This is a genomic window from Pseudoxanthomonas gei (assembly GCF_010119615.1).
GTDB lineage: Bacteria > Pseudomonadota > Gammaproteobacteria > Xanthomonadales > Xanthomonadaceae > Pseudoxanthomonas_A > Pseudoxanthomonas_A gei.
On record NZ_QOVG01000008.1, the window covers coordinates 126,584 to 150,650 of the forward strand.

Sequence of the window (24,067 nt, forward strand, 5' to 3'; positions counted from 1 at the left end):
GCACTTATTCCAGTGTGAAGTTGATCGGCACCATCCCGTAGGCCTGGACGGCGTGTCCGTCGCGCAGGGCGGGCTTGAACCGCCAGTTCTTCAATACGAAACGCCTGGCTGCCTCATCGAGGACGCGGTGCCCGCTGCTGGTGGACACCACCACTTCCAGCGGCCTGCCATCCGCATCCACCAGGATCTTCAGGAGCACCTGCCCCTGCAGTCCGTCGCGGAACGCTTCGCGTGGATAGGGGGGCGCCTTGGCCAGTTCGTATTCCAGTTGCACCCCGGATATCGGCTGGCTCAATTCTCCGCTGGAAGTAACTGCGTCGCTTGACGCTGCGGTGCCTTGCTCCGTCGCCACCGTGCCCTGCTCCACGATCACCGGGTCGGAAACCGGCGTGGCGGTGTCCTGTGCAAGGCGGGGTTGGGGTTGTGGTTTCGACTCCTGTTTACGCACTGGAACGACTTGCGGTGGCCTGGGCGTGACGGGTACGGTTTTTGGAAGCCACCAATCGATCACCGGCTTCTGGTCGGCCAATGTCGCGTCGGGGACTGGTGCAGCCATCGGAATCAGCAACAGCATGAAAGCAAACGCATGCACCGCGATCGCGGCCGTGATGGCCAGGATGCGCGCGGGTTCGGGACGGGTTTCAGAGCGTAGCGGCAGTGTGCGAACCATGATCCACCTCCATAGCGGGTATGCGAGAGGAACAACGCCTGGGCACGGGCTGCGGGGTTGGAGCGCTGCGTCGTGCCGCAGTTCGACAGTGCGCCGGGTTGTGGCGCCTTGCAAGCGGCATTGGACTATGGTCGGGGGTGCCGCGCGCAGGGGCGGGTGGAGCGGTTTGCCGGAGACAATTGAGAACGGCGCCTTGCGGCGCCGTTTCAGGGGCTGTTGCGGGATCTTACTTGCCCAGCTCGAACACCACGTCCAGATTCACCGACAAGGTCGTCTCGCCGGGCGACACCTGGGTATCCATCTCGGCCGATTTTGCCTGCATGCGCATCATCGGCACCGGCTGGAAGTTGCCGCCACCACCCTCGGAAATACTTACGATGCGACGCACCTGCAGACCCAGCGACCTGGCATAGGTCTGGGCGCGCGCCTGTGCCTTCTTCAGCGCGGCCAGGCGGGCTTCGTCATACACCGGCTCCGGCTGGTCGATTTCGAAAGTCGGTCCGTTGATCTGGTTGCTGCCCTGTGCAGCCAGCGCGTCCAGCACCTTGCCCAGCTTGGCGATGTCGCGCACCTTCAGGTTGACGGTGTTGCTGGCCTGGAAGCCGGTGATCTTCGGGGCCTCGTTTTCCACGTAGCGATACTGTGGGCTGAGATTGATGCCGCTGGTCTGGATGTCCTTTTCGGCAATGCCTGCTGCCTTGATCGCGGCCATCACCTTGGCCATCTGTTCGGCGTTCTGGCGCATGGCGGCATTGCCGTCCACGGCCTGGGTCACCACGCCGGCGGAAATCGTCGCCACATCGGGTACCCGCGATGCCTGGGCGTTGGCCGAGACCGACAGCAGGGTGCCATCGGTGGGAACCACGTAACCGGCGGCGTTCTGTGCGTGTGCGGGCATCATCGTGGCTCCGAGGGCAAGTGACAGGGCGAGCAGCAGCGGACGTAGCAGGGGGGTGCGCATGGGTTTCTCCTTGGATGCGGCGGTTGCGTTGGCCACGCAAAGTGCGGCTAGGTTGTTGGGACCACGATGAACGCGTTGTGAGCCGGACCGGGGTTTGCAGTGACACACCGTGACGGGCATCCATTCAGTCAGCATGCGCAGGGTATCCTTCCTGCATGTTGCATCTCGCTTCCAAATCGCCCCGCCGGGCCGAACTGCTGGCCCGCCTCGGGCTGGATTTCGGCGTGCTGGAGCTGGACATTCCCGAGCATCGCCAGCCCAACGAGCCGGCCTTGGACTATGTTCGCCGCGTTGCCAGGGAAAAAGCCGGGGCCGGGTTGCTGCAGGTCATGACCGTGCCGGGCGCGATCGTGCTGGGCGCCGATACCGAGGTGGTCCTGGATGACGAAGTCTTTGGCAAGCCGCGTGATGCCGAAGATGCCGCCGGCATGCTGCGGCGCCTGTCCGGGCGCACGCATCAGGCGGTTTCCGCGGTCTCGCTGGTGAGCGCCGGCCGCGAGGTCCAGGCCATGTCGGTGACCGAGGTGGAATTCATGGCACTTTCAGAGGAAGACATCGCCACCTACGTGGCCGGCGGAGAGCCGATGGGCAAGGCCGGTGCCTATGCCATCCAGGGCCAGGCGGAACGCTTCGTCAGGCACCTGTCAGGCAGTTATTCGGGGGTGATGGGGTTGCCCTTGTTCGAGACATCGCAGCTGTTGAAGTCGTTCGGGGTTTACTGATGTCCGAGGAAATACTGGTCAACGTCACCCCGCGCGAAACCCGCGTAGCCGTGGTCGAGAACGGCATGCTGCAGGAACTGCATATCGAACGTGGCTGGCGCCGTGGCGTGGTCGGCAATATCTACAAGGGCAAGGTGCAGCGGGTCATGCCTGGCATGCAGGCCGCCTTCGTCGAAGTCGGCCTGGACCGCGCCGCTTTCCTGCATGCCAGTGACGTGGTGCGCTCGCTGCCCACCACCAGTGGCGATGAAGTCGAGGTCTCGCCCGCGGCCAACGCCGTGCCAATCGTCGAGCTGCTGCGCGACGGCCAGGACATCGTGGTGCAGGTGGTCAAGGATCCGATCGGCAGCAAGGGCGCGCGCCTGACCACGCAGATCAGCATTCCCTCGCGCTACATGGTGCTGTTGCCGCAGTCGAAGGTGATCGGCGTATCGGCGCGCATCGAGGACGAAGCCGAACGCCTGCGCCTGAAGACGCTGGTCGGCGAACTGGCTGCCACCCATGGCGGGCATGGCTACATCGTGCGCACCAATGCCGAAGGCCAGCCGCAGGAAGCGCTGGCCGAAGACATCGCCTACCTGTCGCGGGTGTGGGCACTGGTCGAACAGCGCAGCCGTGATTCGGCCGTGGGTGCCTGCGTCTATGAAGACCTGACGCTGCCGCTGCGCGCGGTGCGCGACCTCATGCGCCGCGACGTGGAGAAGGTGAAGGTGGATTCGCGCGAGACCTGCGACCGCCTGCAGGCCTTCGCCGCCAAGTACATGCCGGTGCTGGCCGAACGCATCGAACACTACGCCGGTGAGCGCCCGATCTTCGACCTGTACGGGGTCGAGGACGAAATAGGCCGCGCGCTCGAAAAGCAGGTGCCCTTGAAGTCCGGCGGCTACCTGGTCATCGACCAGACCGAAGCGATGACCACCATCGACGTCAACACCGGCTCCTTCCTCGGCCAGCGCAACCTGGAGGAAACCGTCTACCGCACCAACCTGGAAGCCGCGCAGTCGGTGGCGCGGCAACTGCGCCTGCGCAACCTCGGCGGCATCATCATCATCGACTTCATCGACATGGATGATCCCGAGCATCGCCGGCAGGTGTTGCGAACGCTGGAAAAAGCGCTTTCCCGCGACCACGCCAAGACCACGGTGTACGAGTTCTCGCCGCTGGGCCTGGTGGAGATGACCCGCAAGCGCACCATCGAAAGCCTGGAGCGCCAGCTGTCCGAACCCTGCCATGAGTGTGGTGGGCGCGGCACGGTGAAAACCGCTGAAACCGTGACCTATGAAATCTTCCGCGAGATCACCCGCGCGGTACGCCAGTTCGAGGCCGCGCGCCTGCTGGTGATCGCTTCGCCCAAGGTGGTGGCGCGGATCACCGAGGAGGAATCGCCTGCCGTCGCCGAGCTGGAAGAGTTCCTTGGCAAGTCGATACGTTTCCAGGCCGACGCGCAGTACCTGCAGGAGCAGTTCGATGTGGTGCTGCTCTGATCAGGCCGCCGCGATGAGCCGCACCGCCGTGCACGTGGCCGGCTGATGCCCACTCCGTTGCGCCGTCGCTTGCGACTTGCGCGCCGCGGCGTTTGGTACGCCGTGGCCGGCCTGCTGGTGTGCATGGCGCTGGTGCTGGGCGTGGCCAGCCAGGTATTGCCACTGGCCGAACGCAATCCGCAGAAGATCGCCCAGTGGCTTAGCGCGCGCGCCGGCAGGCCGGTCGCATTCGACAAGGTGGAGACCGAATGGACGCGCCGCGGGCCGTTGTTGCGACTGGATGGCTTGCGCGTGGGAAGTGGTCGCAACGCAGTGCGCATCGGTGAAGCCGAAGTGCTGGTGTCGATGTACGCCGGGATGCTGCCCGGACGTTCCTTCACCGAGCTGCGGCTGCGCGGATTGTCATTGACCCTGCAGCGCGCCGACGATGGCGCCTGGTCGGTGCTGGGATTGCCTGGACAGCAGGGCGGTGGCGACCCGTTCCAGAACCTGGAAGGCCTGGGTGAATTGCAGGTCATCGATGGCAGGCTTGCCGTTTCGGCGCCTTCGCTGGGTTGGAACCTGCACTTGCCCAGGATCAACCTGCGCCTGCGCGTGGACGGCGATCGCGTCCGCGCCGGAACGCGCGCGTGGATGGACAGCAAGGGCACTCCGGTGCAGGTCGCGCTGGATTTCAATCGCCGCAGCGGTGACGGTCGCGCGTATCTGGACACGAAATCCCTGGATATCGCCGCCTGGACGCCGGTACTGCGCTATGCGGGCGTGGTTGCCGATGCGGGAAACGGGCGGGCGCAGGCCTGGGCGGAGCTGCGCCGGAACCGCGTGGTGATGGTCACTTCGCAGTTGAAACTGCAGCAGATCGCCTTGCATGGCGCGCCACTGGCGGGTGGCCAGGTGCCTCGCGCGCTTTTTGATCGCGTGGAAGGGCGCGTGCGCTGGCGCCTGTCGGCCAACGGCTGGCGTTTTGACGCACCCAACCTGCTGATTGGAAGCCAGCAGGCGCCCCAGAAGCTTGACGGGCTGGTGGTGGCCGGCGGCCGGCAATATGCGCTGCTCGCCGAACGCATCGATGCGGCTCCGTTGCTGGCGATGCTGGGATTGAGCGATCGCGTGGACGCCGGCCTGCGGCACTGGCTGTCGCGGGCAGCGCCGGGCGCGCGCCTGGCCAGGGTTTCGCTGGCCGGCAACGCCGGGGGCATGCAGGCCAGCGGGCGCCTGGAGGGCATCAGCTTCCTGCCGGTCGCGCATTCGCCCGGGGTGAGCGGTCTGGCCGGTGAGTTCATGGGCGACAGCGAGGGGTTCACGCTGAAGCTGGATCCTTCCACGCCGTTCCGTTTCGACTGGCCCGCCGGGTTCGGCGTTGCGCATGCAGTGACCCTGGACGGATCGCTTGCAGGCTGGCGCGAAGGCAACGGTTGGCGGGTCGGTACTTCGTCACTGCGCATCCGTGGCAAGGACTTCGGCGCGAAGGCGCGCGGCGGATTGTGGTTCCAGGGCGATGGCACGCGTCCCTGGATCGACATCGCCGCCGACATCGATGAAGCACCGGTGGCGGCCGCCAAGGGATTCTGGATCCACGACAAGATGTCCAAGGCCGCGGTCGACTGGCTCAATGGCGCGCTGGTCGGGGGCCGGGTGACAGGCGCGCGCGCGCTCATATCCGGCGACCTGGATGACTGGCCGTTCACCCACAACAACGGGCGCTTCGAAGGCCTGGCGCGGATCGAGGACGGGCAGATCAGGTTCCAGCACGATTGGCCGGCGATGGACCACGTGCAGGCGGACGTCGCCTTCATCGGCAACGGATTTTCCATGCAGGGCCAGGGCGCGCTGGCTGGCGTGCGGGTCGAAGGCTTCACTGCCGGCATTCCTGATTTCGCAAAAGGCGAGCTGTCGATCAGTGCACAGGGTGCCGCCGATGCCAGCCAGATGCTGGCGATGCTGCGACAGTCTCCACTGCAGGCCAGATACGGTGAAACCCTGGCCAGCCTGAGCGCCACCGGTCCGGCGCGCGCCACTTATGAAATGCTGCTGCCATTGCATGCGCATGCCGGTGCGGTCCGCAAGTCCGGTGGCACGGTCGAGCTGCTGGGAAACCGGCTTGCCGACAAGCGCTGGAACCTGGCCTTCGATGCGGTGAAGGGCAGGGTCGATTACCGCGACAACGGCTTCACCGCGGAGAAGCTCAGCGTCCGCCAGGGCGGCCAGCCGGGCGCACTGTCGCTGCGTGCCGGTGGCGGCGTGCGTGATCCGAAGCAGGCTTTCGAGGCCGAACTCTCCGCCAGCCTCACCGCCAACGAACTGCTGGAACGCGCGCCCGACATGGCCTGGTTGAAGCCGTACGTGCAGGGACGCTCGCAGTGGACGATCGGGGTCAACCTGCCTGCCGGCGGCGGCGCCAGCGTACCAAGCCAGTTGAACCTGCGCTCCGACCTGGTCGGAACTACGCTCAAGCTGCCGGCGCCACTGGACAAGGCGGCATCAGTGGCCTTGCAAACCACCGTGCGGACGGCCTTGCCGATGGGCGAAGGCAATATCGATGTCGCCTTCGGCAAGCTGCTTGCATTGCGGGCGCGCGGCGATGGCAAACAGACTGGCGTACGGGTCGTGCTGGGCAGCAACACCGTTGCCGAGGCGGCTCCTGCGCTGGGGCTTGTCGCCACCGGTCGCACCTCGACGCTGGATGCGATCGAATGGATAACGCTCGCCAAGAGCGGCAGCGGCAGCGGCGGTGGCGGCAAGCTGCCACTGCGCCACATCGATGTCAGTGCTGACCGGCTGTTGCTGCTGGGCTCGGTATTCCCCGACACGCGCCTGCAGGTCGCGCCGTCAGGCAACGCGCTCGCAGTCACCATGGAGGGGCGGGCCCTGGCAGGTGCCCTGCTGGTGCCTGATGCGGACGGGGCGGCGATTGCCGGAAAACTTTCACGCTTCCACTGGCGAAGTGCCACTGCGAAAACCGCGGCGGGTGCCACGGCCGCGGGCAGCGATGACGCTTTCAATCCCGCCGCCATCCCGCCGTTGAAGCTGGATATCGCCGACCTGCGCTTCGGCGAGGCGCAGCTTGGCAGCGCGCAATTGCGGACCCAGCAGATGGCGGGTGGCATGCGCGTGCAGCAGCTCGCGCTGCGTTCGCCCAAACAGCAGATCGACGTGCAGGGCGACTGGCTGGGGCGCGGCGCGAACGCGCGCACGACGGTCACCGCCAGCGTCGGCAGCCAGGACCTGGGCAGCCTGCTGGATGGTCTGGGAGTGAAGGGGCAGGTCCGCGGCGGCAAGGGCAAGGTGAAGTTCGATGCGCGCTGGCGCGGCAGTCCTGCCTCTTTCTCGCTGGCCACGATGGAAGGTAGCCTGGGCATCGCCGTGCGCGACGGCCAACTGCTGGAAGTAGAGCCAGGTGCAGGGCGCGTGCTGGGCCTGCTCAGCCTGACCCAGCTGCCGCGTCGCATGATGCTGGACTTCCGCGACTTCTTCTCCAAGGGCTTTGCCTTCAACCGCATCGACGGCAATGTCCGCTTCGGCGCCGGCACCGCGCACAGTGATGACATGGTAATCGATGGCCCCGCCGCGCAGATCAACATCAGCGGCAACACCGACCTGCGCGCGCAACGCTTCGACCAGACCATCGAAGTGCTGCCCAGGTCCGGCAACATGCTGACCGTGGTCGGCGCCGTAGCCGGCGGTCCGTTGGGCGCGGCGATAGGTGCCGCTGCCAATGCGGTGCTGAAGAAGCCGCTCGGCGCGCTGGGCGCCAAGACCTATCGCGTGACCGGCCCATGGAAGGACCCGAAGGTGGAAGTGATGAGCCGCGAACAATCGCGGCTGGAGGCGGCGGGAACATCGGGTGCACCGGATGTCCAGTGAGATCCTGTGTTGACTGCGCCGACCGCCGTTCCGCATTGGTTACTAGGATGATTGCCACGCCTGTGCCCTGCGGTTTCCGGGGATGTTTTCGTGGCTTGTCGCCCTTGTCGCCACTAACGTTGAAACGCTGAAGCCTGCTTGCCTTTGCCCTATCCGCCCCCAGACTTATTCCCCATGACCGACTCCTCGCTGGCCCTCGCCGAAACCCGCCTCCTTCTTCCCGCCGGCCTCGACCAGCAGGGCCTGCATCGCGCCTTCGGCACGCTGCTTGGGCCTGGCATCGACTTCGGCGACCTGTATTTCCAGCATTCGCGCCGCGAGAGCTGGACGGTGGAGGATGGCATCGTCAAGGACGGTGCCCATTCCATCGACCAGGGCGTGGGCGTGCGCGCCATTTCAGGCGAGAAGACCGGCTTCGCCTATTCCGACGACATCAACCCGCAGGCGCTGCTGAGCGCTGCCAGCTCGGCGCGCGCCATCGCCCGCGACGGCGGCTCGCACGCGCCCGGCGCGCTGGTGCGCAGTGCCGGCCGCGCCCTGTATTCCAGCGAGGATCCCATCGATGCGATGGGAAACGATGCCAAGGTCGAAGCCCTGCGCATCGTCGACAAGCTGGTGCGCGCCGCCGATCCGCGCGTGCAACAGGTGACCGTCAGCCTGGCCGGCGGCGTGGACACGGTGCTGGTCGCGCGCAGCGACGGCGTGCTGGCCGCCGATGTGCGCCCGCTGGTACGCATGAACATCCAGGTCATCGTCGAACAGGACGGCCGCCGCGAGTCGGGTTATGCCGGCTTCGGTGGCCGCTATTCGTATGCCGAACTGTTCGGCGGCGGCAAGCCCGAGGAATTCGCGCGCGATGCGCTGCGGCAGGCGCTGGTGAACCTGGAGGCGGTGGACGCACCGGCCGGGATGATGCCGGTGGTGCTGGGTTCGGGCTGGCCCGGCGTGTTGCTGCACGAAGCCGTTGGCCATGGCCTGGAAGGCGATTTCAACCGCAAGGGCACCTCGACCTATGCCGGGCGCATGGGCCAGCGCGTGGCTTCGCCGGGGGTGACCATCGTCGATGACGGCACCCTGGAAGGACGCCGCGGGTCGCTCAATGTCGACGACGAAGGCACGCCTACGAACTGCACCACGCTGATCGAAGACGGGGTCCTGGTCGGCTACATGCAGGACACGCTCAACGCGCGACTGATGGGCGTGGCTCCTACCGGCAACGGGCGCCGCGAATCGTTCGCCCACCTGCCCATGCCGCGCATGACCAACACCTACATGCTCGCCGGAAAGGACGATCCGCAGGACATGATCCGTTCGGTGAAGAGGGGCCTGTACGCGGTGAACTTCGGCGGCGGCCAGGTCGACATCACCAGCGGCAAGTACGTGTTTTCCGCCACCGAGGCCTACCTGATCGAGGATGGCAGGATCACCGCGCCGGTGAAGGGCGCGACCCTGATCGGCAACGGTCCGGAAACCATGCAGAAAGTGAAGATGATCGGCCACGACCTGGCGCTGGATGCCGGCGTCGGCGTGTGCGGCAAGGACGGGCAGAGCGTGCCGGTGGGCGTGGGCCAGCCGTCACTGCTGATCGAGGGCATCACCGTGGGTGGGACCAAGGCGTGATGCCGGGTTGCCGTTCCCTTCTCCCTCCGGGCGAAGGTGGCGCGCAGCGTCGGGTGAGGGTGCTGCGCAGGAGATTAGCTTCGCATTGCGAGAAGCCATCCATCAGCGGCTTTGCGCCTGTCGTCCGTCACGCGCAGCTTGTGGCGCTACGTCCTTGCCGTTTCCCCGCCCGGTGCGTCGACCGCCGGCTGCGTCCTCGATTCCCGGCGGCAGGGCTAGGGCGTCTCGTCGTCCGCGTCGTCCTCGTCATCGACTTCCGCCTGCACCAGCAGCTCCCGCAACTCACGGAACAGTTCCCGGAACGCATGCGGCGGCTTGTTCTTCGCTTTTTCCTCGCCCGCGTTGCGCAGCAACTGGCGCAGCCGCTGGCGGTCGGCCGCCGGGAATTCGGTCAGCAGGTCGGCAAGCGCACTGTCGCCTTCCTCGAGCAGGCGCAGGCGCCAGCCCTCGACCTTGTGCAGGATCGCGGTCTCGCGCTTGGCCGCGTCGCCGCCTACTTCCATCGCATCGCGGATCGCATCCAGGGTCTCGTCGCTTTCCCGGCGCATCTGCTTGGCCAGGAACTGCAGCTGCCGCTTGTGCGCGATGTGCGAGGTGATGCGCTGGGTGTCGTGGATGTGCTCCAGCAGGTCTTCGGGAATGGGCAGCCTGGCCAGGTGCGCAGGCGCCAGCGCTACCAGCTTCTCGCCCAGGCTGCGGATGTCCAGGGCTTCGCGCCGTTGTTCGCTGCGGCTGGGCCCCAGGAATTCGCCGGTTTCCGGGTCGTTTCCACGCATGTTCGTTCTCCAAAACTTTGCCACAGGATAAGCCATTGAACGCAATAGCCGATTTTTCCGCAGACGACAGCCTGTCGAGGCTGGATGCGCTGGAGGACCTGTCACGGCGCCTGCTGGAGCGCGCCCGCGCCGCCGGGGCCAGCCAGGCCGAGGTCAGCTGCAGCGAAGACCGCGGACTCAACGTCAACGTGCGCATGGGCGAAGTGGAAACAGTCGAGTCCACGCGTGACCGCAGCATCGGCGTGACCGTGTACTTCGGCCAGCGCAAGGGCAGCGCCAGCACCGCCGACCTGCGTGAGGAAAGCCTGGAAGCGACGGTGGCGCAGGCCTGCGCCATTGCCCGCTACACGGAACACGACGAAGCCTCCGGGCTGGCCGATGCCGACCTGATGGCCACCGAATTCCCCGACCTCGACGCCTGGCACCCCTGGGCGCTGGAGGCCGACCATGCGGTCGACCTGGCGCTGGCCTGCGAGGCGGCCGGCCGCGAATTCGATCCGCGCATCGCCAATTCCGACGGCGCCTCGGTCGGCAGCGGGGAAAGCATTTCCGTTTACGGCAACTCGCATGGCTTCTTCGGTCGCGATCGCGGCACCCAGCATTCGCTGGGCTGCGCGCTGATCGCCGGCCAGGGTGATGACATGCAACGTGACGGCTGGTACAGCAGCGCGCTGGCGCGCGAGGAACTGGAGGCGCCGGCTCTGATCGGACGCCGCGCAGCCGAGCGCACGTTGGCCCGCATGGCGCCGCGGTCGGTGCCTACCGGCGAATACCCGGTGCTGTTTGCCGCCGAGGTGGCCCGTTCCCTGGTCGGTCACCTGCTGGGCGCGGTGTCTGGCGGTGCGTTGTACCGGCGCGCCAGCTTCCTGCTCGACTCGGTGGGAACGCGGATTTTCCCGGAGTGGTTTTCGATAGAGGAGCATCCGCTGCTGGCTCGCGGCCTGCGCTCGGCTGCATTCGATGCCGAAGGCGTGGCCACGCGCGAAGTGCCGCTGGTCAGCGGCGGCGTGCTGCAGCGTTACGTGCTGGGCAGCTATTCGGCACGCAAGCTGGGCCTGCAGACCACTGCCAATGCCGGCGGTGTGCACAACCTCAAGGTCGCGGCCAATGCTGGCGGCTTCGAGTCGCTGGTCGGCGGGATGTCGCGCGGGCTGCTGGTCACCGAATTGATGGGGCAGGGTGTGAACCCGGTGACCGGCGATTACTCGCGCGGCGCGGCCGGGTTCTGGGTGGAGAACGGCGCCATCGCCTGGCCGGTGGATGGCATCACCATCGCCGGCAACCTCAGGGAGGTGTTCGCGGGCATCGAGGCGGTGGGTACTGACGTCGATACGCGCTCCCACATCAGTTGCGGGTCCATTCTCGTGGGCAGGATGACCGTCGCCGGCAGTGATTGACGTTAGCCTCTGGTCGGGCAATATGAGTCGCAACGACGCACCAGCCGGTGTGAAACGACACCACACGTCCGCAAGGGGAAAATGCAATGAGTGAATTCGACAACCTGACTGCTGCGCCGCCACCGCCGCCCGGCGCTCCCAGTGCCGAGGAAAGGCAATGGGCGCTTTTTGCGCACCTCTCGGCCCTGGTCGGCGGCATCCTGACCTCCGGCTGGGCCGGCAGCATCGGCTGCTTCATCGGCCCCCTGATCATCTGGCTGGTGAAGAAGGACACGATGTCCTTCGTCGGTGACCAGGCCAAGGAAGCGCTGAACTTCAACATCACCGTGGCGATCGTGTTCCTGGCCCTGTTCCTGCTGGCCCTGCTCACCTTGGGCATTGGGCTGATAGTGGCCATCCCGCTGTGGATCATCATCGGCATCGCCTGGCTGGTGCTCACCATCATCGCCGCGATGAAAGCCAACGGTGGCGAAGCCTATCGCTACCCATTCGCGCTGCGATTGATCAAGTAAGCCGACAGCAAAGGATCTGGAGATCCGGTTTTCAGAACAAGGCCCGGCCAGTCCGGGCCTTGTTAGTTTGCGGGCGGCACGCAGGCTGCGCCGGGCAAGGTCAGTGGGTGCGATGGATCGCCAGCTTGCCCAGTGCCCACAATGCAGTTGCATGGTCACGGAACGGTGCCAGTGCCTCGTGCATGGCCATGTCCAGTTCGACCAGCTTGGCCTTGGCGCCATCCATGCCGAGCAGGGCGGGATAGGTGGATTTCTCCTGGGCCGCATCCTTGCCGGCGGTCTTGCCGAGCTGCCTGGAAGTGGATTCCACGTCCAGGATGTCGTCGCGCACCTGGAAGGCCAGGCCCAGCGCATCGGCGAACTTGTCCAGCAGCTGCAACGTGCCTTCGTCGATGCAGCCACCCAGCGCGCCCATGCGCACCGAGGCGCGGATCAGCGCGCCGGTCTTCAGGCGGTGCATGCGTTCCAGGTCGGCCAGGCCCTGTGCCTTGCCGGTGGCGTCGACATCGAGCGCCTGGCCGCCGCACATGCCTGCCGCGCCGGCCGCCACGCTCAGCGAACGCAACCACGCCACCCGCAGTTCCGATGCGACGGGCGCTTCGGCCAGCACTTCGAAGGCCAGCGACTGCAGCGCGTCACCGGCCAGGATGGCGGTGGCTTCGTCGAACGCGACATGCACGGTGGGCCGGCCGCGCCGAACCTCGTCGTTGTCCATCGAGGGCAGGTCGTCGTGCACCAGCGAATACGCGTGGATCAGTTCGACCGCCGCCGCAGGTGCGTCCAGCCAGCGCTCGTCGGTGCCGAATACCGAGCCGGTTGCGTAGACCAGCAACGGACGGATGCGCTTGCCGCCGCCGAGCACGGCGTGGCGCATGGCAGCGTGCAGGCTTTGTGGATGCACGGAGGCCGAAGGAAGGGCGTGGCCCATTGCCGTTTCCACGCGCTGCGCCCAGCGCAGGAACGGGGCGTCATTGTCCATCGGGCAAGGGCGCGAAGGGTTCGGCGGTATCGGGCTGCTCGGGGTCGCTGAGCAGGCGCACGCGCAGTTCGGCCTGTTCCAGGGCCGACTGGCAGGTGCGGTAGAGGCCGACGCCGCGCTCGTAGGCGGCCAGCGATTCCTCAAGGCTCATTTCGCCCAGCTCCATCTTCTCGACCAGCGATTCAAGCTCGTCCAGGGATTGTTCGAAGTGGGCGACGGGAGATGTTTCGGCGGCGGGTTTGCGAGGCATGCGGCCAGTTTGGGGACGCGGCGGGAATAGGTCAATCCGGCTCGTTCATTCCCGCCGCAGCCAGTGCAGGCGTGCGCCGGCCTGGCGCAGCCATGCATCGAGGCCGGCCGAGTAGGCCAGGTCACCCACGGCCTCCAGTTCACCGTCGCCGGCCGCAAGCAACGGCAGGACCGCGCGTTCCCACGGTGGCACGCCCAGCTGCTGGAGCACGTTCTTGAGCGTGCGCGACTGCGTGCGGCCGGGCAGGGTGATGCGTTCGCCGCCCTGGCGCGCGAACACGCGCAGGGGAACCGGAAGCGCATCGGCTCCCTCGAGCTGCAGCAAGTCGCCACCGGGCAGGGCCAGGGCCTCGCGACCCTCCCATTGCACGCTCCACGCGTCGGGCAACGGTGGCCGCTGGTATTGCACGTGCAGCAGGTCGCGCCAGCGCTCGATGACCACGTCGCGCCACTCGAAGCGGGCCCTCGCGTCGGCGCGTGCGGGCAGCAGGTCGCTTTCGATCTGCGCCACTCCCTCACCCGGCAACGGCGGCAAGCCGAGTTCATCGATCCAGCGACGCAGCACGCGCGCGCGCCGCACCGTGGCCAGGCCCAGCAGCGCGTTCACGGAAATGGCCCGCGGATCCAGCGTGCGGATCATCGCCAGCGCCAGTGCGTCTTCGCCCGCCAGCAGTTCCACCGCATCGGCACTCAGTACGGCACTGCGCGCGAAGGCAGCGTGCACTTGCGGCCAACGTTCGCGCAACAGCGGCAGGATGCGCTGGCGCAGGAAATTGCGGTTGTGGCGCAGGTCCTCGTTGCTGGGATCGTCCAGCCAGGCAAGCCCATGCTGGCGGGCATAGGCCAGCAAGTCACTGCGCGGCGTGTCCAGCAGGGGACGCCAGTGCCAGCCCTTCCCGAACTTCCGCCACGGCCGCATCGCCGCCAGGCCATCCGGCCCCGATCCGCGCAATGCGCGTAGCAGGAAGGTTTCCGCCTGGTCGTCGAGGTGGTGCGCGGTTACCAGCACTTCGTCATCGCCCAGCAGGCGCTCGAATACCGAATAGCGGGCCTTGCGTGCAGCCGCTTCCAGTCCTTCGCCGCCATTGCGATCCACGTCAACGGCAACCACCTGCAGTTCGATGCCCAGCGAATCGCATGACGACCTGCAATGCGCGGCCCAGTCATCGGCCGCCGATTGCAGGCCGTGATGCACGTGCACGGCGCGCATGCCGTGCGCCCGGCTGTGCTCGTCGCTTGCCAGTGCATGCAGCAGCGCGGTCGAATCCAGCCCGCCACTCAGCCCGACCAGCAGTGGGGCGGGATGCGAGGGTGGCAATGCACGGTTGAAGCCGGCGAGGGAAGCAGTGGAATCCATGCCTGCATGCTAGCGCGCTGCGCCGATGGCATGCAGCGATCCATCATCGTGCACGTCGATGCCCACCACTGCCGGTTACATTGCCGGTCCGGTTTCCAAGGCGTGGCCCATGGCATTGTTCGAACCCTTCACCCAACGCTCCCTGGTGCTGCGCAACCGCATCGCGGTGTCGCCGATGTGCCAGTACTCGCTGCCCGACGGCATCCCGGGTGATTGGCACCTGGCCCACCTGGGTAGTCGCGCGGTCGGTGGGGCCGCACTGGTGATCACCGAGGCCGCGGCGGTTTCGCCGGAAGGCCGCATCTCGCCCGCCGACGCCGGCATCTGGAACCAGGCGCAGGCGGACGCATGGCGTCGTATTGCCCGCTTCATTCGCGCCCAGGGCGCGATCGCCGGCACCCAGCTCGCGCATGCAGGACGCAAGGCCAGCACCGCCGAACCCTGGAATGGCGGCAAGGCGGTCGCAGCGGCATCGGGAGGCTGGCAGCCGGTCGCCCCGTCGGCACTGGCTTTCAGCGATGACTACCCGTTTCCCGCGGAACTGGACGAGCCAGGCATCGCCAAGGTGGTCGCCGACTTCCGCGCCGCCGGCCTGCGCGCGCTGGAATCAGGATTCGAGCTGATCGAGCTGCACGCGGCGCATGGTTACCTGCTGCATCAGTTCCTGTCGCCGCTGTCGAACCGGCGTTCGGATCGCTGGGGTGGCAGCTTCGAAAATCGCACCCGGCTGCTGCGCGGGGTGCTGTCGGCGTTGCGCGAAGTGTGGCCGGACCGCCTGCCGCTGTGGCTGCGAATCTCCGCCACCGACTGGGCCGAAGGCGGTTGGGACATCGAGCAGAGCATCGAACTGGCCCGCAACGTGCGCGAACTGGGCGTTGATCTGATCGATGTGTCCAGTGGCGGCCTGGTGCCTGGCGTGAAGATTCCGGTCGGGCCGGGCTACCAGGTGGATTTCGCCGCGCGCATCCGCAGCGAAGCCGGCATCGCGACCGGCGCGGTCGGTCTGATCACCCAACCCGGGCAGGCCGAAGCCATCATCGCGGAGGGCAAGGCGGATGTGGTGCTGCTGGCACGCGAGGAGCTGCGTGACCCGTACTGGCCGCGGCGTGCGGCCAGGGAGCTGGGCGTGGAGATCGAGGTGCCGCTGCAGTACCAGCGCGCGTGGTGATCGCCCAGCCGAGGGTTGGACGTAGGAGCGACGCAAGTCGCGAAGCTCGTATCAGTTCAACTCCAACGCGACGCAAGTCGCGAAGCCCAGGGCAGTTGATCTGTAGGAGCGACGCGAGTGGCGAAGCTCGTATCGGTTCAGAGGACGTTCGACGCGTGTCGCGAAGCTGCTGGTAGTGCAGGCGCTACCAGCTTCGCGACTTGCGTCGCTCCTACAACGCCCAGGCGTCTCAGCCGGCTTCGTAGGCGCCGTAGTTGCGCAGTCGCTGGTAGCGCTGTTTCACCAGCTCGTCCACCGGCAATTGCTCAAGCGCATCCAGCTCGTTGAGCAGCACGGCCTTGAGTCGTGTCGCCATCTGCTTGGGGTTGCGGTGCGCGCCGCCGATGGGCTCGCGTACCACTTTGTCCACCAGGCCGAGTGAGAACAGGCGCTTGGCGGTGATGCCGAGTTGCTCGGCGGCGTCCTTGGCCTTGTCGGCCGATTTCCACAGGATCGAAGCGCAGCCTTCGGGGGAGATCACCGAGTAGGTGCCGTATTCCAGCATCAGCGTTCGATCGCCCACGCCGATAGCCAGCGCGCCGCCGGAGCCGCCTTCGCCGATCACCGTGCAGATGATCGGCACCTTGAGTTCGGCCATTTCCATCAGGTTGCGGGCGATGGCTTCGGACTGGCCGCGCTCTTCGGCGCCGACGCCGGGGTAGGCGCCGGGCGTGTCGATGAAGGTCAGCAGCGGCAACTTGAAACGCTCGGCCAGCTTCATCAGGCGCAAGGCCTTGCGATAGCCCTCCGGGCGCGGCATGCCGAAATTGCGCGCGATCTTGCTCTTGGTGTCGCGGCCTTTCTGGTGGCCGATGATGACCACGCTGCGGCCGTCGATGCGGCCCAGGCCACCGACGATGGCGGCGTCATCGGCAAAGGCGCGATCGCCGGCCAGCTCCTGGAATTCGTCGCAGAACACGCGGATGTAGTCGAGCGTATAGGGACGCGCCGGATGCCGCGCCAGTTGCGAGACCTGCCACGGCGAGAGGTCGCGGAAGATCTGCGCCGTGCGCACCCGCAGCTTGTCCTGCAGGGCATGCACTTCGGCATCGATGTTGACCGCCGGGCCCGCGCTGGCACTGCGCAGGTCCTGGATCTTGGATTCCAGGTCGGCGATGGGCTGTTCGAAATCCAGGTAATTCGGGTTCATCTACGGACCGCGGACCGGAAAGGAGGGGAGTTTAGCCGATGCGGGGCCGGCGACCCGTACGCCCGGGTAGGGCTGGCTAGTTGGCCCAGGGCCGGCTTATTGCCACCTTGACCGTGCGCACGCCGGGCTGCGCACGCAGCGCATCCAGCAGTTCGGTGTCCACCCGCACCGACTTGGGTCCGTTCAAGTCCAGCACGCCGGCGACGCCGCGTTCACCCGATTTCAGCACCAGGTCCAGGCGCAGCGGGGTCGCGCCAGGACGGTGCCGGGCCAGCAGCGCATCGATGCGATCCCACACCCCAGGCACGCGCATGTCCAGGCGCAGCGACAGGCGCTGGGCATGGCTGCCGCACAGTTGCGCGTAGTCCCAGCACTTGCGCACGCGCAGGCTGAAGCCGCCACTGAACTCGTCCTCGCGCAGGCCGCCCTGGACGACCAGGATGCGGTCGCGGGTCAGCAGCGGCGCAAGCTCTGCATACGCCTCGGCGAATACGCTGCACTCGATGCGCCCGCGCCCGTCCTCCAGTTGCACGAACACCTGGCTGTCGCCCTTCTTGCGCAGCGCGACCACTTGCCCGGCGATGACCACGCCGACTTCGGGACGCCAGCCCTTCTTCTCGCTTTGTGGCGCGCCGCTCCACAGCTTGTCCAGTTCGCCCAGGTCGGTGCCGACCAGCGAACGCAGGTCGTCGCGATACGGATCCAGCGGATGCCCGCTGAGGTAATGACCCAGGGTCTCGCGCTCGCCGGCAAGCTTCTGCGACAGCGGCCATTCCGCCACTTCGGTCAGGTGGACTTCCAGCGCCGGCGCTGCGTCGCCACCGCCGCCGAACAGCGAGACCTGGCCGGCGTCGCGTTCCCTGGCCAGCTGGTCGGTGGCCTTCACCACCTCCGGCAATTGCAGCATCAGCGACGCGCGGTTGCTGCCCAGCGCATCCAGCGCACCCGCATTGACCAGCGCTTCCAGCGCGCGCCGGTTCAACTTGGAGGAATCCACGCGCTTGCAGAAATCCAGCAGGTCACCAAATGCGCCGCGCTGGGCGCGTTCGATGGAAATCGCTTCGCAGGCGCCACGGCCGACGCCCTTGATGGCGCCCAGCCCATAGCGCACGGTGCGCGGATCGGTGGCCACGAACATGTATTCGGACGCATTCACCTCCGGCGGCAGCACTTCCAGTTCCAGGGTGCGGCATTCATCGAGGAAGGCCACGACCTTGTCGGTCTTGTCCATGTCCGAGGACAACGTAGCGGCCATGAACTCGGCCGGGTAGTGCTTCTTCAGCCAGGCAGTCTGGTAGGCGACCAGTGAATAGGCGGCCGCGTGCGACTTGTTGAAACCATAGCCGGCGAACTTCTCCATCAGGTCGAAGATCTCGTCGGCCTTGCGCTGGCTCACGCCGTCCTTGCCGGCGCCCTCGCGGAAGATCTCGCGGTGCTTGGCCATCTCGGCCGGCACCTTCTTGCCCATCGCGCGGCGCAGCAGGTCGGCGCCGCCCAGCGAGTAGCCGCCGACGATCTGCGCCATCTGCATGACCTGCTCCTGGTAGACCATGATGCCGTAGGTCTCCTTGAGCATGACCTCGGTGCGCGGGTCGGGATATTCGAACTGCTCGCGCCCGTGCTTGCGCTCGACGAACGAGGGAATCATGTCCATCGGGCCGGGGCGGTACAGCGCATTCAGCGCGATCAGATCCTCGAAGCGGTCGGGCTTGGCTTCCTTCAGGGCCCGGCGCATGCCCGAGGATTCGAACTGGAACACGGTGCCGGTGTTGCCGTTGGCGAAGATGTCCCGATAGACGCTGGCGTCGTCCAGCGGGATCGTGGTGATGTCCACCGGCGGCAGGCCCGCGCGCGAGTGGCGCTGGTTGATCGCCTTCACCGCCCAGTCGATGATGGTCAGTGTGCGCAGGCCCAGGAAGTCGAACTTGACCAGGCCGACGGCTTCGACGTCGTCCTTGTCGAACTGGGTCACCGGGTTCCTGCCGCGCGCGCCCTCATCGTGTTCGGCGAACAGCGGGCAGAAGTCGGACAGCGGCGTGGGCGAGATCACCACGCCGCCGGCATGCTTGCCGGCGTTGCGGGTCAGGTCCTCCAGCTCGCGCGCCAGGTCGATCAGGTCGCGGACGTCGTCTTCGTCGCGGTAACGGTCGATCAGCTCCTGCGACACCATGTCGCTCTTGCCTTCGCCCATCGCGTCTTTCAGGGTCACCCCCAGCGTCATCGGGATGAGCTTGGCCACGCCATCGACCAGGCCGTACGGGAAGCCGAGCACGCGGCCGGTATCGCGGACCACGGCCTTGGCCGCCATGGTGCCGTACGTGATGATCTGGCTGACCCGGTCGCGGCCGTACTTGGCGGCGACGTAGTCGATCACCTCGTCGCGGCGGTCCATGCAGAAGTCGATGTCGAAGTCCGGCATCGACACGCGTTCCGGGTTGAGGAAGCGTTCGAACAGCAGGCCGTAGGGCAGGGGATCCAGGTCGGTGATCAGCAGCGCCCAGGCCACCAGCGAGCCGGCACCGGAGCCGCGTCCGGGGCCGATCGGAATGCCGTGGTTCTTTCCCCACTGGATGAAGTCGGCCACGATCAGGAAGTAGCCGGGGAAACCCATCTTGCAGATGGTGTCCAGCTCGAAGTCCAGCCGTGCCACGTAATCTTCGCGGGTGTGTCCCGGCGCCAGCGGGCTCTTCTGCAGGCGCGCCTCCAGGCCCTCGTGGGAAAGCCTGCGGATCCAGCTGTCCAGCGTCTCTTCGCCCGGCACGGGGTAGGCGGGCAGGAAGTAGTTGCCCAGCCGCATCTCCAGGTTGCAGCGCTGCGCCAGTGCCCAGGTATTGTCGATCGCGTCGGGCACGTCGGCGAACAGCGCCGCCATTTCGTCTGGCGATTTCAGGTATTGCTCGGCGCTGTATTCACGCGGCCGCTTGGGGTCGTCGAGCACGCGCCCGGTGGAGATGCACACGCGCGCCTCGTGCGCGTCGTAACCGTCGCGGTCGAGGAATCGCACGTCGTTGCTGGCGATGACCGGCAGGCCGCGGGTGGAAGCGGCATGCAGGGCGAATGCATTGAAAGCATCTTCGCCATCGCGCTGGGTGCGGGTGATTTCCAGGTGCAGGTTTTCGCCGAAGCTGCGCTGCAGGTCGGCGAGTTGCTGCTCGGCATGTTCGTGGCGTCCGGCGGCGGCCAGGCGACCGGCCAGGCTGTGGCGTCCCGCAATGGCGAACAGGCCTTCGCAATCCTCGTGCAGCCATTGCGGGTTTATCGCCACGCCATCGGCGTGGTGGCCTTCCAGCCATGCGCGGGTGAGCAATCGCGACAGCGACAGGTAGCCGCTGTGGTCGCGGCACAGCAACGTCAGTTGCCAGGGGCTTTCCTTGCCGTCGATGATGCTGATGTCGGCGCCGGCGATGGGCTTGATGCCCACCGATTCGGCGGCCTTGTAGAACTTGACCAGCGCGAACAGGTTGTTGCGGTCGGTCACCGCCAGCGCAGGCAGCCGCATCTCCACCGCGCGGCTCAGCAGGTTGGGCCGCTTGGCCTTGTCCGGACGCGCCTCATCGGGTTTTTCGGGCACGCGAATGGTCGAATCCGCGAGCGAGAATTCGGTGTGCAGGTGGAGGTGGATGAAGCGGGACGACATACCGCTAGCAGGGTAGCGGGAGGGGTGGGGTCGAACAAGGCTTGACAGTCCGGCGGCGGCGCCTGGACCTTGCTGCATCAGGCTTCGCAGCGTTGAGCCATTGCATGCCGGTGCTGGCGGCGGGGACGCTGCCACTCCAGCAGCGCGCTTTCCTGTTGGCCGGTGCGGCGATAAAGCAGGTAGCGCGCCAGTTCTTCGGCCAGCGTCATCCATGCATGTTCGCTCGTGCTGCCGTTGCCTGCGGCGCTGGCGAGCACCTGCAGCAGTTGCGCGCGTACGCACGGTGGGCACGACCAGCAACGGTCGGCAAGGATCGACCTCAGCAATTGCAGGCGATCATCGTCTGGTTCCCGGAATGGCAGGGGCCGATGCAGGGTGGGGTACGCATCGGGCCGCCGGTATGCAATGGGCATGGCCAACCCTCGGTACGGATTCCGCGGCCACCCCGTGTTGGCGGGGTGGCCGGAAGAAGGGCTTTGCGGTGGGGTGTGCGGGGTTCAATGGACGCGAAACAGGCCGGCGACCTCGGGCACATAGCTGCTGTTGCGCACGCGGCGCTGGTGTTCATGCAGGCCTGCCTCGGCGCGGCGGGCGCATTCCCAGTCCCTGCGGTCGAAACGGAAGGCGGTGATCTCCTGCTGGTGCAGCTGGGCTTCGACCTGGCGCAGGCGGCAGAAGTCCTGGTAGCTCAGCACCTCGGCGGCCAGTCGCGGCCAGGCGGCATCGATGAGGATGGCGTCGTCCAGCTGGCCTACCTGGGGTATCCAGTCGGGGATGAGCTCGTCCTGCCCACCGAGATAGCCCAACACGGCACTGGCTGGTTCGACGGCCTCATTGGCCGGCTGCCAGCCGCGGTCGGCCAGCATCGCCGTCAGCGCGCCTGCCTGTTCCAGCCGCTGGCGGATGCAGGCGGGCGTGGACTGTGGACCAGAAGCATCGGCCAGGGCACGCGCGGCGGTCACCACCTGGTCGCAGTCGAGCGGGGCCCGGTCACCGGCCAGGGACGCAAGCAGCGCGTTGAAACGGTCCATGTCCAGGCTGCTGAGACGGAAGCTGCCGATGCGGCGGCGGCGCCCGGGGCGGCTGGGGCTGGTTGCCCGCAACAGCACCTGTGGCAGGGATTCGATGTGATTGGCGTTGGTGGACATGATGGTTCTCCGGTAAGGGATGCGGGGGAAGGCACCGCTTGGGTGCGTGACCAGCCTCCTCCGGATCGATGGACCGGTCATGAGGCGGACACGAAGCTTCCGCCAGCCTTTGCGCTGGATTGCGAGGTTTCCATGAGGAAATGCCGTGGAGGCCGGTTCTGGCACCAACGCAGGCACCCCGGGGGCAGAGCGATACCGCTTCGGCGACATCCTCGTGGATGCGGTCGCCTACACGATCAGCCGCAACGGCGAGCCGGTGGCCGTGGAACCCAAGGCCTTCTCGGTGTTGCTGGTGCTGCTGCGCCACGCCGGCCAGCTGGTTCCGCGCGACGAACTGCTGGATGCGGTATGGGGCCATCGGCACGTCACTCCGGGCGTATTGACCCGGGCCATCGCCCAGTTGCGCATGGCCCTGGATGACCGCGGCCAGGCGCATTACATCCAGACCCAGCATGCAGTGGGTTACCGGTTCGTAGGCGAACTGGTCGATGAACCCGGCGCGGTGCCGGCGCAGCCGGTCGAGCCGGCAAGCGCCTCTGTCGAAGCACCTGCGGCAGCTGCCGGAACAGCCATCGCGGACGTGCAGCCGCCGGGCCCCGTTCCCGCCAGCGACCGGTCCTGGTGGAAATCCCCGCTGCCCTGGTTGCTGGCCGCCGCGCTCGCCGTGGCCTGGCTGGTCCGTGACCGCTTCGCCGAGCGGGTTGCACCCGCCCAGGCTTCCATCGCGGTGATGCCTTTCACCAACCTGGGCGGCAACAAGGACGACGATTACTTCGCCGAGGGCCTGGCGGTGGAAATGCATGACGCCCTGGCCGGCGTCGAAGGCATCAAGGTGGCCGCGCAGATTTCGTCGCCGCCGGCCAAGGCCGGCGCTTCGGACGTCAAGGCGCTGGGCAGGAACCTGGGCGTGGCCACCGTGCTCGATGCCAGCGTCCGGCGCGAAGGGCAACGGGTCCGCATCAATGCGCGCCTGTCCGATACTTCCACCGGGTTCACCCTTTGGAGCCACAGCTACGACCGCCAGCTTTCCGACGTCTTCGCCACCCAGGTCGAAATCGCCAACCAGGTGGTGCAGTCCTTGCTGGGCGTGTTGCCCAGGCAGGGCGGGACGATGGAAAAACGCCTGACCCCAACCACCAACGCGGCTGCTTTCGATGCCTACCTGCGTGGCCTCCAGCAGTTGCTGCAGGCCGGCTCCGGCGGCGACGCGCGCAACGCGATCACCTACTTCAACCAGGCGCTGTCGACCGACCGCAAGTTCTCGCGGGCACAGGCGGGAATCTGCCGCGCGGAGGTCGCCGACTTCATCAACCGCCACGATGCCGCCGCCTTCGGCCGCGCCCAGGTGAGTTGCGAACGGGCCCGGGCCATGGACGCGGGGTTGGGCGAGGTCAACCTGGCCCTGGCCGAACTGCACCACGCTGACGGCGAGTACGGAAAAGCCATCGACTACTACACCAAGGCGCAGTCCGATCCGGCCAGCCGCCCTGCGGCCTACGTGGGCATTGCCATCGTGCATGCCGAGCAGGGGCGCGACGCCCAGGCCATGGACTACTTCAACCGCGCCCTGGCACTGCGTCCCGGAAATGCCCGTATCCACGCCCAGATCGGCTACCGGCATTTCCTGGCGGGGCGATTGCCCGAAGCCATCGCCTCGTATCGCAAGGCAGTCGAATTGCAGCCGGACGATGTTGATCTCTGGAGTTACCTGGGCGGCGTATACCTGACCGCGGGCAAGGTGCCCGAAGCCGAGCGCGCACTGTCCCGGTCCATCTCCATCAAGCCGGGTTATGCGGCGCTGACCAACCTGGGCGAGATCAAATACCTCTCGGGCCGCTATGCCGAAGCCGTGGCCTTGCAGCGGCGCGCCGTGCAACTGGATCCATCCGACCACACGACCTGGGGCAACCTGGCCCAGGCCCTGCTGGCCGATCCGGCCACGGCAAGCCAGGCGCCGGCGGCGTTCCAGCAGGCGGTCGGGCGCGCGCAGCGCTATCTGGAAATCAAGTCCGATGACGCCAAGGTGGTTGCGGCCCTGGCCTGGTATCAATCCAACCTCGGCCAGCCGCGATTGGCGCGGCAATTGCTCGCCCGTTCGGAGGCGCTGGGTGGCGAGCCCGGCGAAGTGGCCCTCTACAACGCCCAGACCCTGGTGCTGCTGGGCGAATACGAACAGGCCCGTAGCCGCATCGCCGCAGCGCGTGCCGCAGGCATCGTCGAATACCGGATCAATGGCAATCCGATCCTTCGCCGCGTCGCCACTGCGACCGGCGCCCCGCTTCCAGTCAAGACCCAGGCATTCGCCCCGAGCACCCGCCACGGGGCCACATGAGG

18 protein-coding genes are annotated in these 24,067 nt (G+C 66.8%); 8 read left to right on the top strand and 10 right to left on the bottom strand.

Annotated features, from left to right (window positions below):
• Positions 1–4: 4 nt before the first annotated feature.
• Entirely contained in the window at positions 5–670 is a 666-nt protein-coding gene (locus DT603_RS12540) for an energy transducer TonB (RefSeq protein ID WP_162350227.1), read from the bottom strand.
• A gap of 226 nt (positions 671–896) precedes the next feature.
• Complete coding sequence (locus tag DT603_RS12545; RefSeq protein WP_162350228.1) at positions 897–1,631, bottom strand: SIMPL domain-containing protein; 735 nt, start codon at positions 1,629–1,631, stop codon at positions 897–899.
• A gap of 155 nt (positions 1,632–1,786) precedes the next feature.
• On the opposite strand from DT603_RS12545, the gene DT603_RS12550 reads away from it, so the two are divergent.
• From DT603_RS12550 to tldD, 4 genes are all read left to right on the top strand, one after another.
• On the top strand, positions 1,787–2,353 hold the full coding sequence (locus DT603_RS12550; RefSeq protein ID WP_162350229.1) for a Maf family protein: 567 nt from the start codon (positions 1,787–1,789) through the stop codon (positions 2,351–2,353).
• On the top strand, positions 2,353–3,837 hold the full coding sequence (rng, locus tag DT603_RS12555; protein ID WP_162350230.1) for a ribonuclease G: 1,485 nt from the start codon (positions 2,353–2,355) through the stop codon (positions 3,835–3,837). Before DT603_RS12550 ends, rng begins: the two co-directional genes overlap by 1 nt.
• 45 nt (positions 3,838–3,882) lie before the next feature.
• Positions 3,883–7,701, top strand: a complete 3,819-nt coding sequence (locus DT603_RS12560; RefSeq protein WP_162350231.1) for a YhdP family protein — start codon at positions 3,883–3,885, stop codon at positions 7,699–7,701.
• A 174-nt stretch (positions 7,702–7,875) separates the two neighbouring features.
• Complete coding sequence (gene tldD, locus DT603_RS12565) at positions 7,876–9,321, top strand: metalloprotease TldD (RefSeq protein WP_162350232.1); 1,446 nt, start codon at positions 7,876–7,878, stop codon at positions 9,319–9,321.
• 215 nt (positions 9,322–9,536) lie between these two features.
• Here the strand turns inward: tldD and yjgA are convergent, their stop codons facing one another.
• Positions 9,537–10,097, bottom strand: a complete 561-nt coding sequence (gene yjgA, locus DT603_RS12570) for a ribosome biogenesis factor YjgA (protein ID WP_162350233.1) — start codon at positions 10,095–10,097, stop codon at positions 9,537–9,539.
• Positions 10,098–10,132: 35 nt separating this feature from the next.
• Here yjgA and pmbA point away from each other — a divergent pair, with 35 nt between their 5' ends.
• The gene (pmbA, locus tag DT603_RS12575; protein WP_162350234.1) at positions 10,133–11,494 is read left to right on the top strand and encodes a metalloprotease PmbA; all 1,362 of its coding nucleotides are present in this window, start codon (positions 10,133–10,135) and stop codon (positions 11,492–11,494) included.
• A gap of 86 nt (positions 11,495–11,580) precedes the next feature.
• Entirely contained in the window at positions 11,581–12,006 is a 426-nt protein-coding gene (locus DT603_RS12580; RefSeq protein WP_162350235.1) for a DUF4870 domain-containing protein, read from the top strand.
• A gap of 100 nt (positions 12,007–12,106) precedes the next feature.
• On the opposite strand, the gene DT603_RS12585 is transcribed toward DT603_RS12580, so the two are convergent.
• From DT603_RS12585 to tilS, 3 genes are read right to left on the bottom strand one after another with little or no spacing between them, the layout of a single operon-like run.
• Positions 12,107–12,985 carry a farnesyl diphosphate synthase gene (locus DT603_RS12585; RefSeq protein ID WP_162350236.1) on the bottom strand — a complete coding sequence of 293 codons (879 nt, stop codon included), beginning with the start codon at positions 12,983–12,985 and terminating at the stop codon, positions 12,107–12,109.
• Positions 12,975–13,235 carry an exodeoxyribonuclease VII small subunit gene (locus DT603_RS12590; RefSeq protein WP_162350237.1) on the bottom strand — a complete coding sequence of 87 codons (261 nt, stop codon included), beginning with the start codon at positions 13,233–13,235 and terminating at the stop codon, positions 12,975–12,977. The genes DT603_RS12585 and DT603_RS12590 overlap by 11 nt, the downstream gene beginning before the upstream one ends.
• Before the next feature lie 45 nt (positions 13,236–13,280).
• A complete protein-coding gene (gene tilS, locus DT603_RS12595) occupies positions 13,281–14,591 on the bottom strand; it encodes a tRNA lysidine(34) synthetase TilS (RefSeq protein WP_162350238.1) in 1,311 nt (436 codons plus the stop codon).
• Between the two features lie 109 nt (positions 14,592–14,700).
• Between tilS and DT603_RS12600 the strand changes: the two genes are divergently transcribed.
• A complete protein-coding gene (locus DT603_RS12600; protein ID WP_162350239.1) occupies positions 14,701–15,759 on the top strand; it encodes an NADH:flavin oxidoreductase/NADH oxidase in 1,059 nt (352 codons plus the stop codon).
• 229 nt (positions 15,760–15,988) lie between these two features.
• Here DT603_RS12600 and DT603_RS12605 read toward each other — a convergent pair whose 3' ends face one another.
• From DT603_RS12605 to DT603_RS12620, 4 genes are all read right to left on the bottom strand, one after another.
• Positions 15,989–16,948 (bottom strand): acetyl-CoA carboxylase carboxyltransferase subunit alpha, encoded by a 960-nt coding sequence (locus tag DT603_RS12605; RefSeq protein WP_162350240.1) that lies wholly within the window; start codon positions 16,946–16,948, stop codon positions 15,989–15,991.
• Between the two features lie 76 nt (positions 16,949–17,024).
• Positions 17,025–20,585: a DNA polymerase III subunit alpha gene (gene dnaE, locus DT603_RS12610; protein ID WP_162350241.1), complete on the bottom strand. Its 3,561-nt coding sequence runs from the start codon at positions 20,583–20,585 to the stop codon at positions 17,025–17,027.
• A gap of 77 nt (positions 20,586–20,662) precedes the next feature.
• Positions 20,663–20,998: a hypothetical protein gene (locus tag DT603_RS12615; protein ID WP_162350242.1), complete on the bottom strand. Its 336-nt coding sequence runs from the start codon at positions 20,996–20,998 to the stop codon at positions 20,663–20,665.
• 84 nt (positions 20,999–21,082) lie between these two features.
• Complete coding sequence (locus DT603_RS12620; protein WP_162350243.1) at positions 21,083–21,733, bottom strand: YkvA family protein; 651 nt, start codon at positions 21,731–21,733, stop codon at positions 21,083–21,085.
• A gap of 145 nt (positions 21,734–21,878) precedes the next feature.
• Between DT603_RS12620 and DT603_RS16260 the strand changes: the two genes are divergently transcribed.
• Positions 21,879–24,065 carry a tetratricopeptide repeat protein gene (locus tag DT603_RS16260; RefSeq protein WP_162350244.1) on the top strand — a complete coding sequence of 729 codons (2,187 nt, stop codon included), beginning with the start codon at positions 21,879–21,881 and terminating at the stop codon, positions 24,063–24,065.
• Positions 24,066–24,067 lie beyond the last annotated feature (2 nt).

Coding starts and splice junctions, on each gene's coding strand:
- DT603_RS12540 (WP_162350227.1), bottom strand. CDS start 670: ATGGTTCGCACACTGCCGCTACGCTCTGAAACCCGTCCCGAACCCGCG.
- DT603_RS12545 (WP_162350228.1), bottom strand. CDS start 1,631: ATGCGCACCCCCCTGCTACGTCCGCTGCTGCTCGCCCTGTCACTTGCC.
- DT603_RS12550 (WP_162350229.1), top strand. CDS start 1,787: ATGTTGCATCTCGCTTCCAAATCGCCCCGCCGGGCCGAACTGCTGGCC.
- rng (WP_162350230.1), top strand. CDS start 2,353: ATGTCCGAGGAAATACTGGTCAACGTCACCCCGCGCGAAACCCGCGTA.
- DT603_RS12560 (WP_162350231.1), top strand. CDS start 3,883: ATGCCCACTCCGTTGCGCCGTCGCTTGCGACTTGCGCGCCGCGGCGTT.
- tldD (WP_162350232.1), top strand. CDS start 7,876: ATGACCGACTCCTCGCTGGCCCTCGCCGAAACCCGCCTCCTTCTTCCC.
- yjgA (WP_162350233.1), bottom strand. CDS start 10,097: ATGCGTGGAAACGACCCGGAAACCGGCGAATTCCTGGGGCCCAGCCGC.
- DT603_RS12580 (WP_162350235.1), top strand. CDS start 11,581: ATGAGTGAATTCGACAACCTGACTGCTGCGCCGCCACCGCCGCCCGGC.
- DT603_RS12585 (WP_162350236.1), bottom strand. CDS start 12,985: ATGGACAATGACGCCCCGTTCCTGCGCTGGGCGCAGCGCGTGGAAACG.
- DT603_RS12590 (WP_162350237.1), bottom strand. CDS start 13,235: ATGCCTCGCAAACCCGCCGCCGAAACATCTCCCGTCGCCCACTTCGAA.
- tilS (WP_162350238.1), bottom strand. CDS start 14,591: ATGGATTCCACTGCTTCCCTCGCCGGCTTCAACCGTGCATTGCCACCC.
- DT603_RS12600 (WP_162350239.1), top strand. CDS start 14,701: ATGGCATTGTTCGAACCCTTCACCCAACGCTCCCTGGTGCTGCGCAAC.
- DT603_RS12605 (WP_162350240.1), bottom strand. CDS start 16,948: ATGAACCCGAATTACCTGGATTTCGAACAGCCCATCGCCGACCTGGAA.
- dnaE (WP_162350241.1), bottom strand. CDS start 20,585: ATGTCGTCCCGCTTCATCCACCTCCACCTGCACACCGAATTCTCGCTC.
- DT603_RS12615 (WP_162350242.1), bottom strand. CDS start 20,998: ATGCCCATTGCATACCGGCGGCCCGATGCGTACCCCACCCTGCATCGG.
- DT603_RS12620 (WP_162350243.1), bottom strand. CDS start 21,733: ATGTCCACCAACGCCAATCACATCGAATCCCTGCCACAGGTGCTGTTG.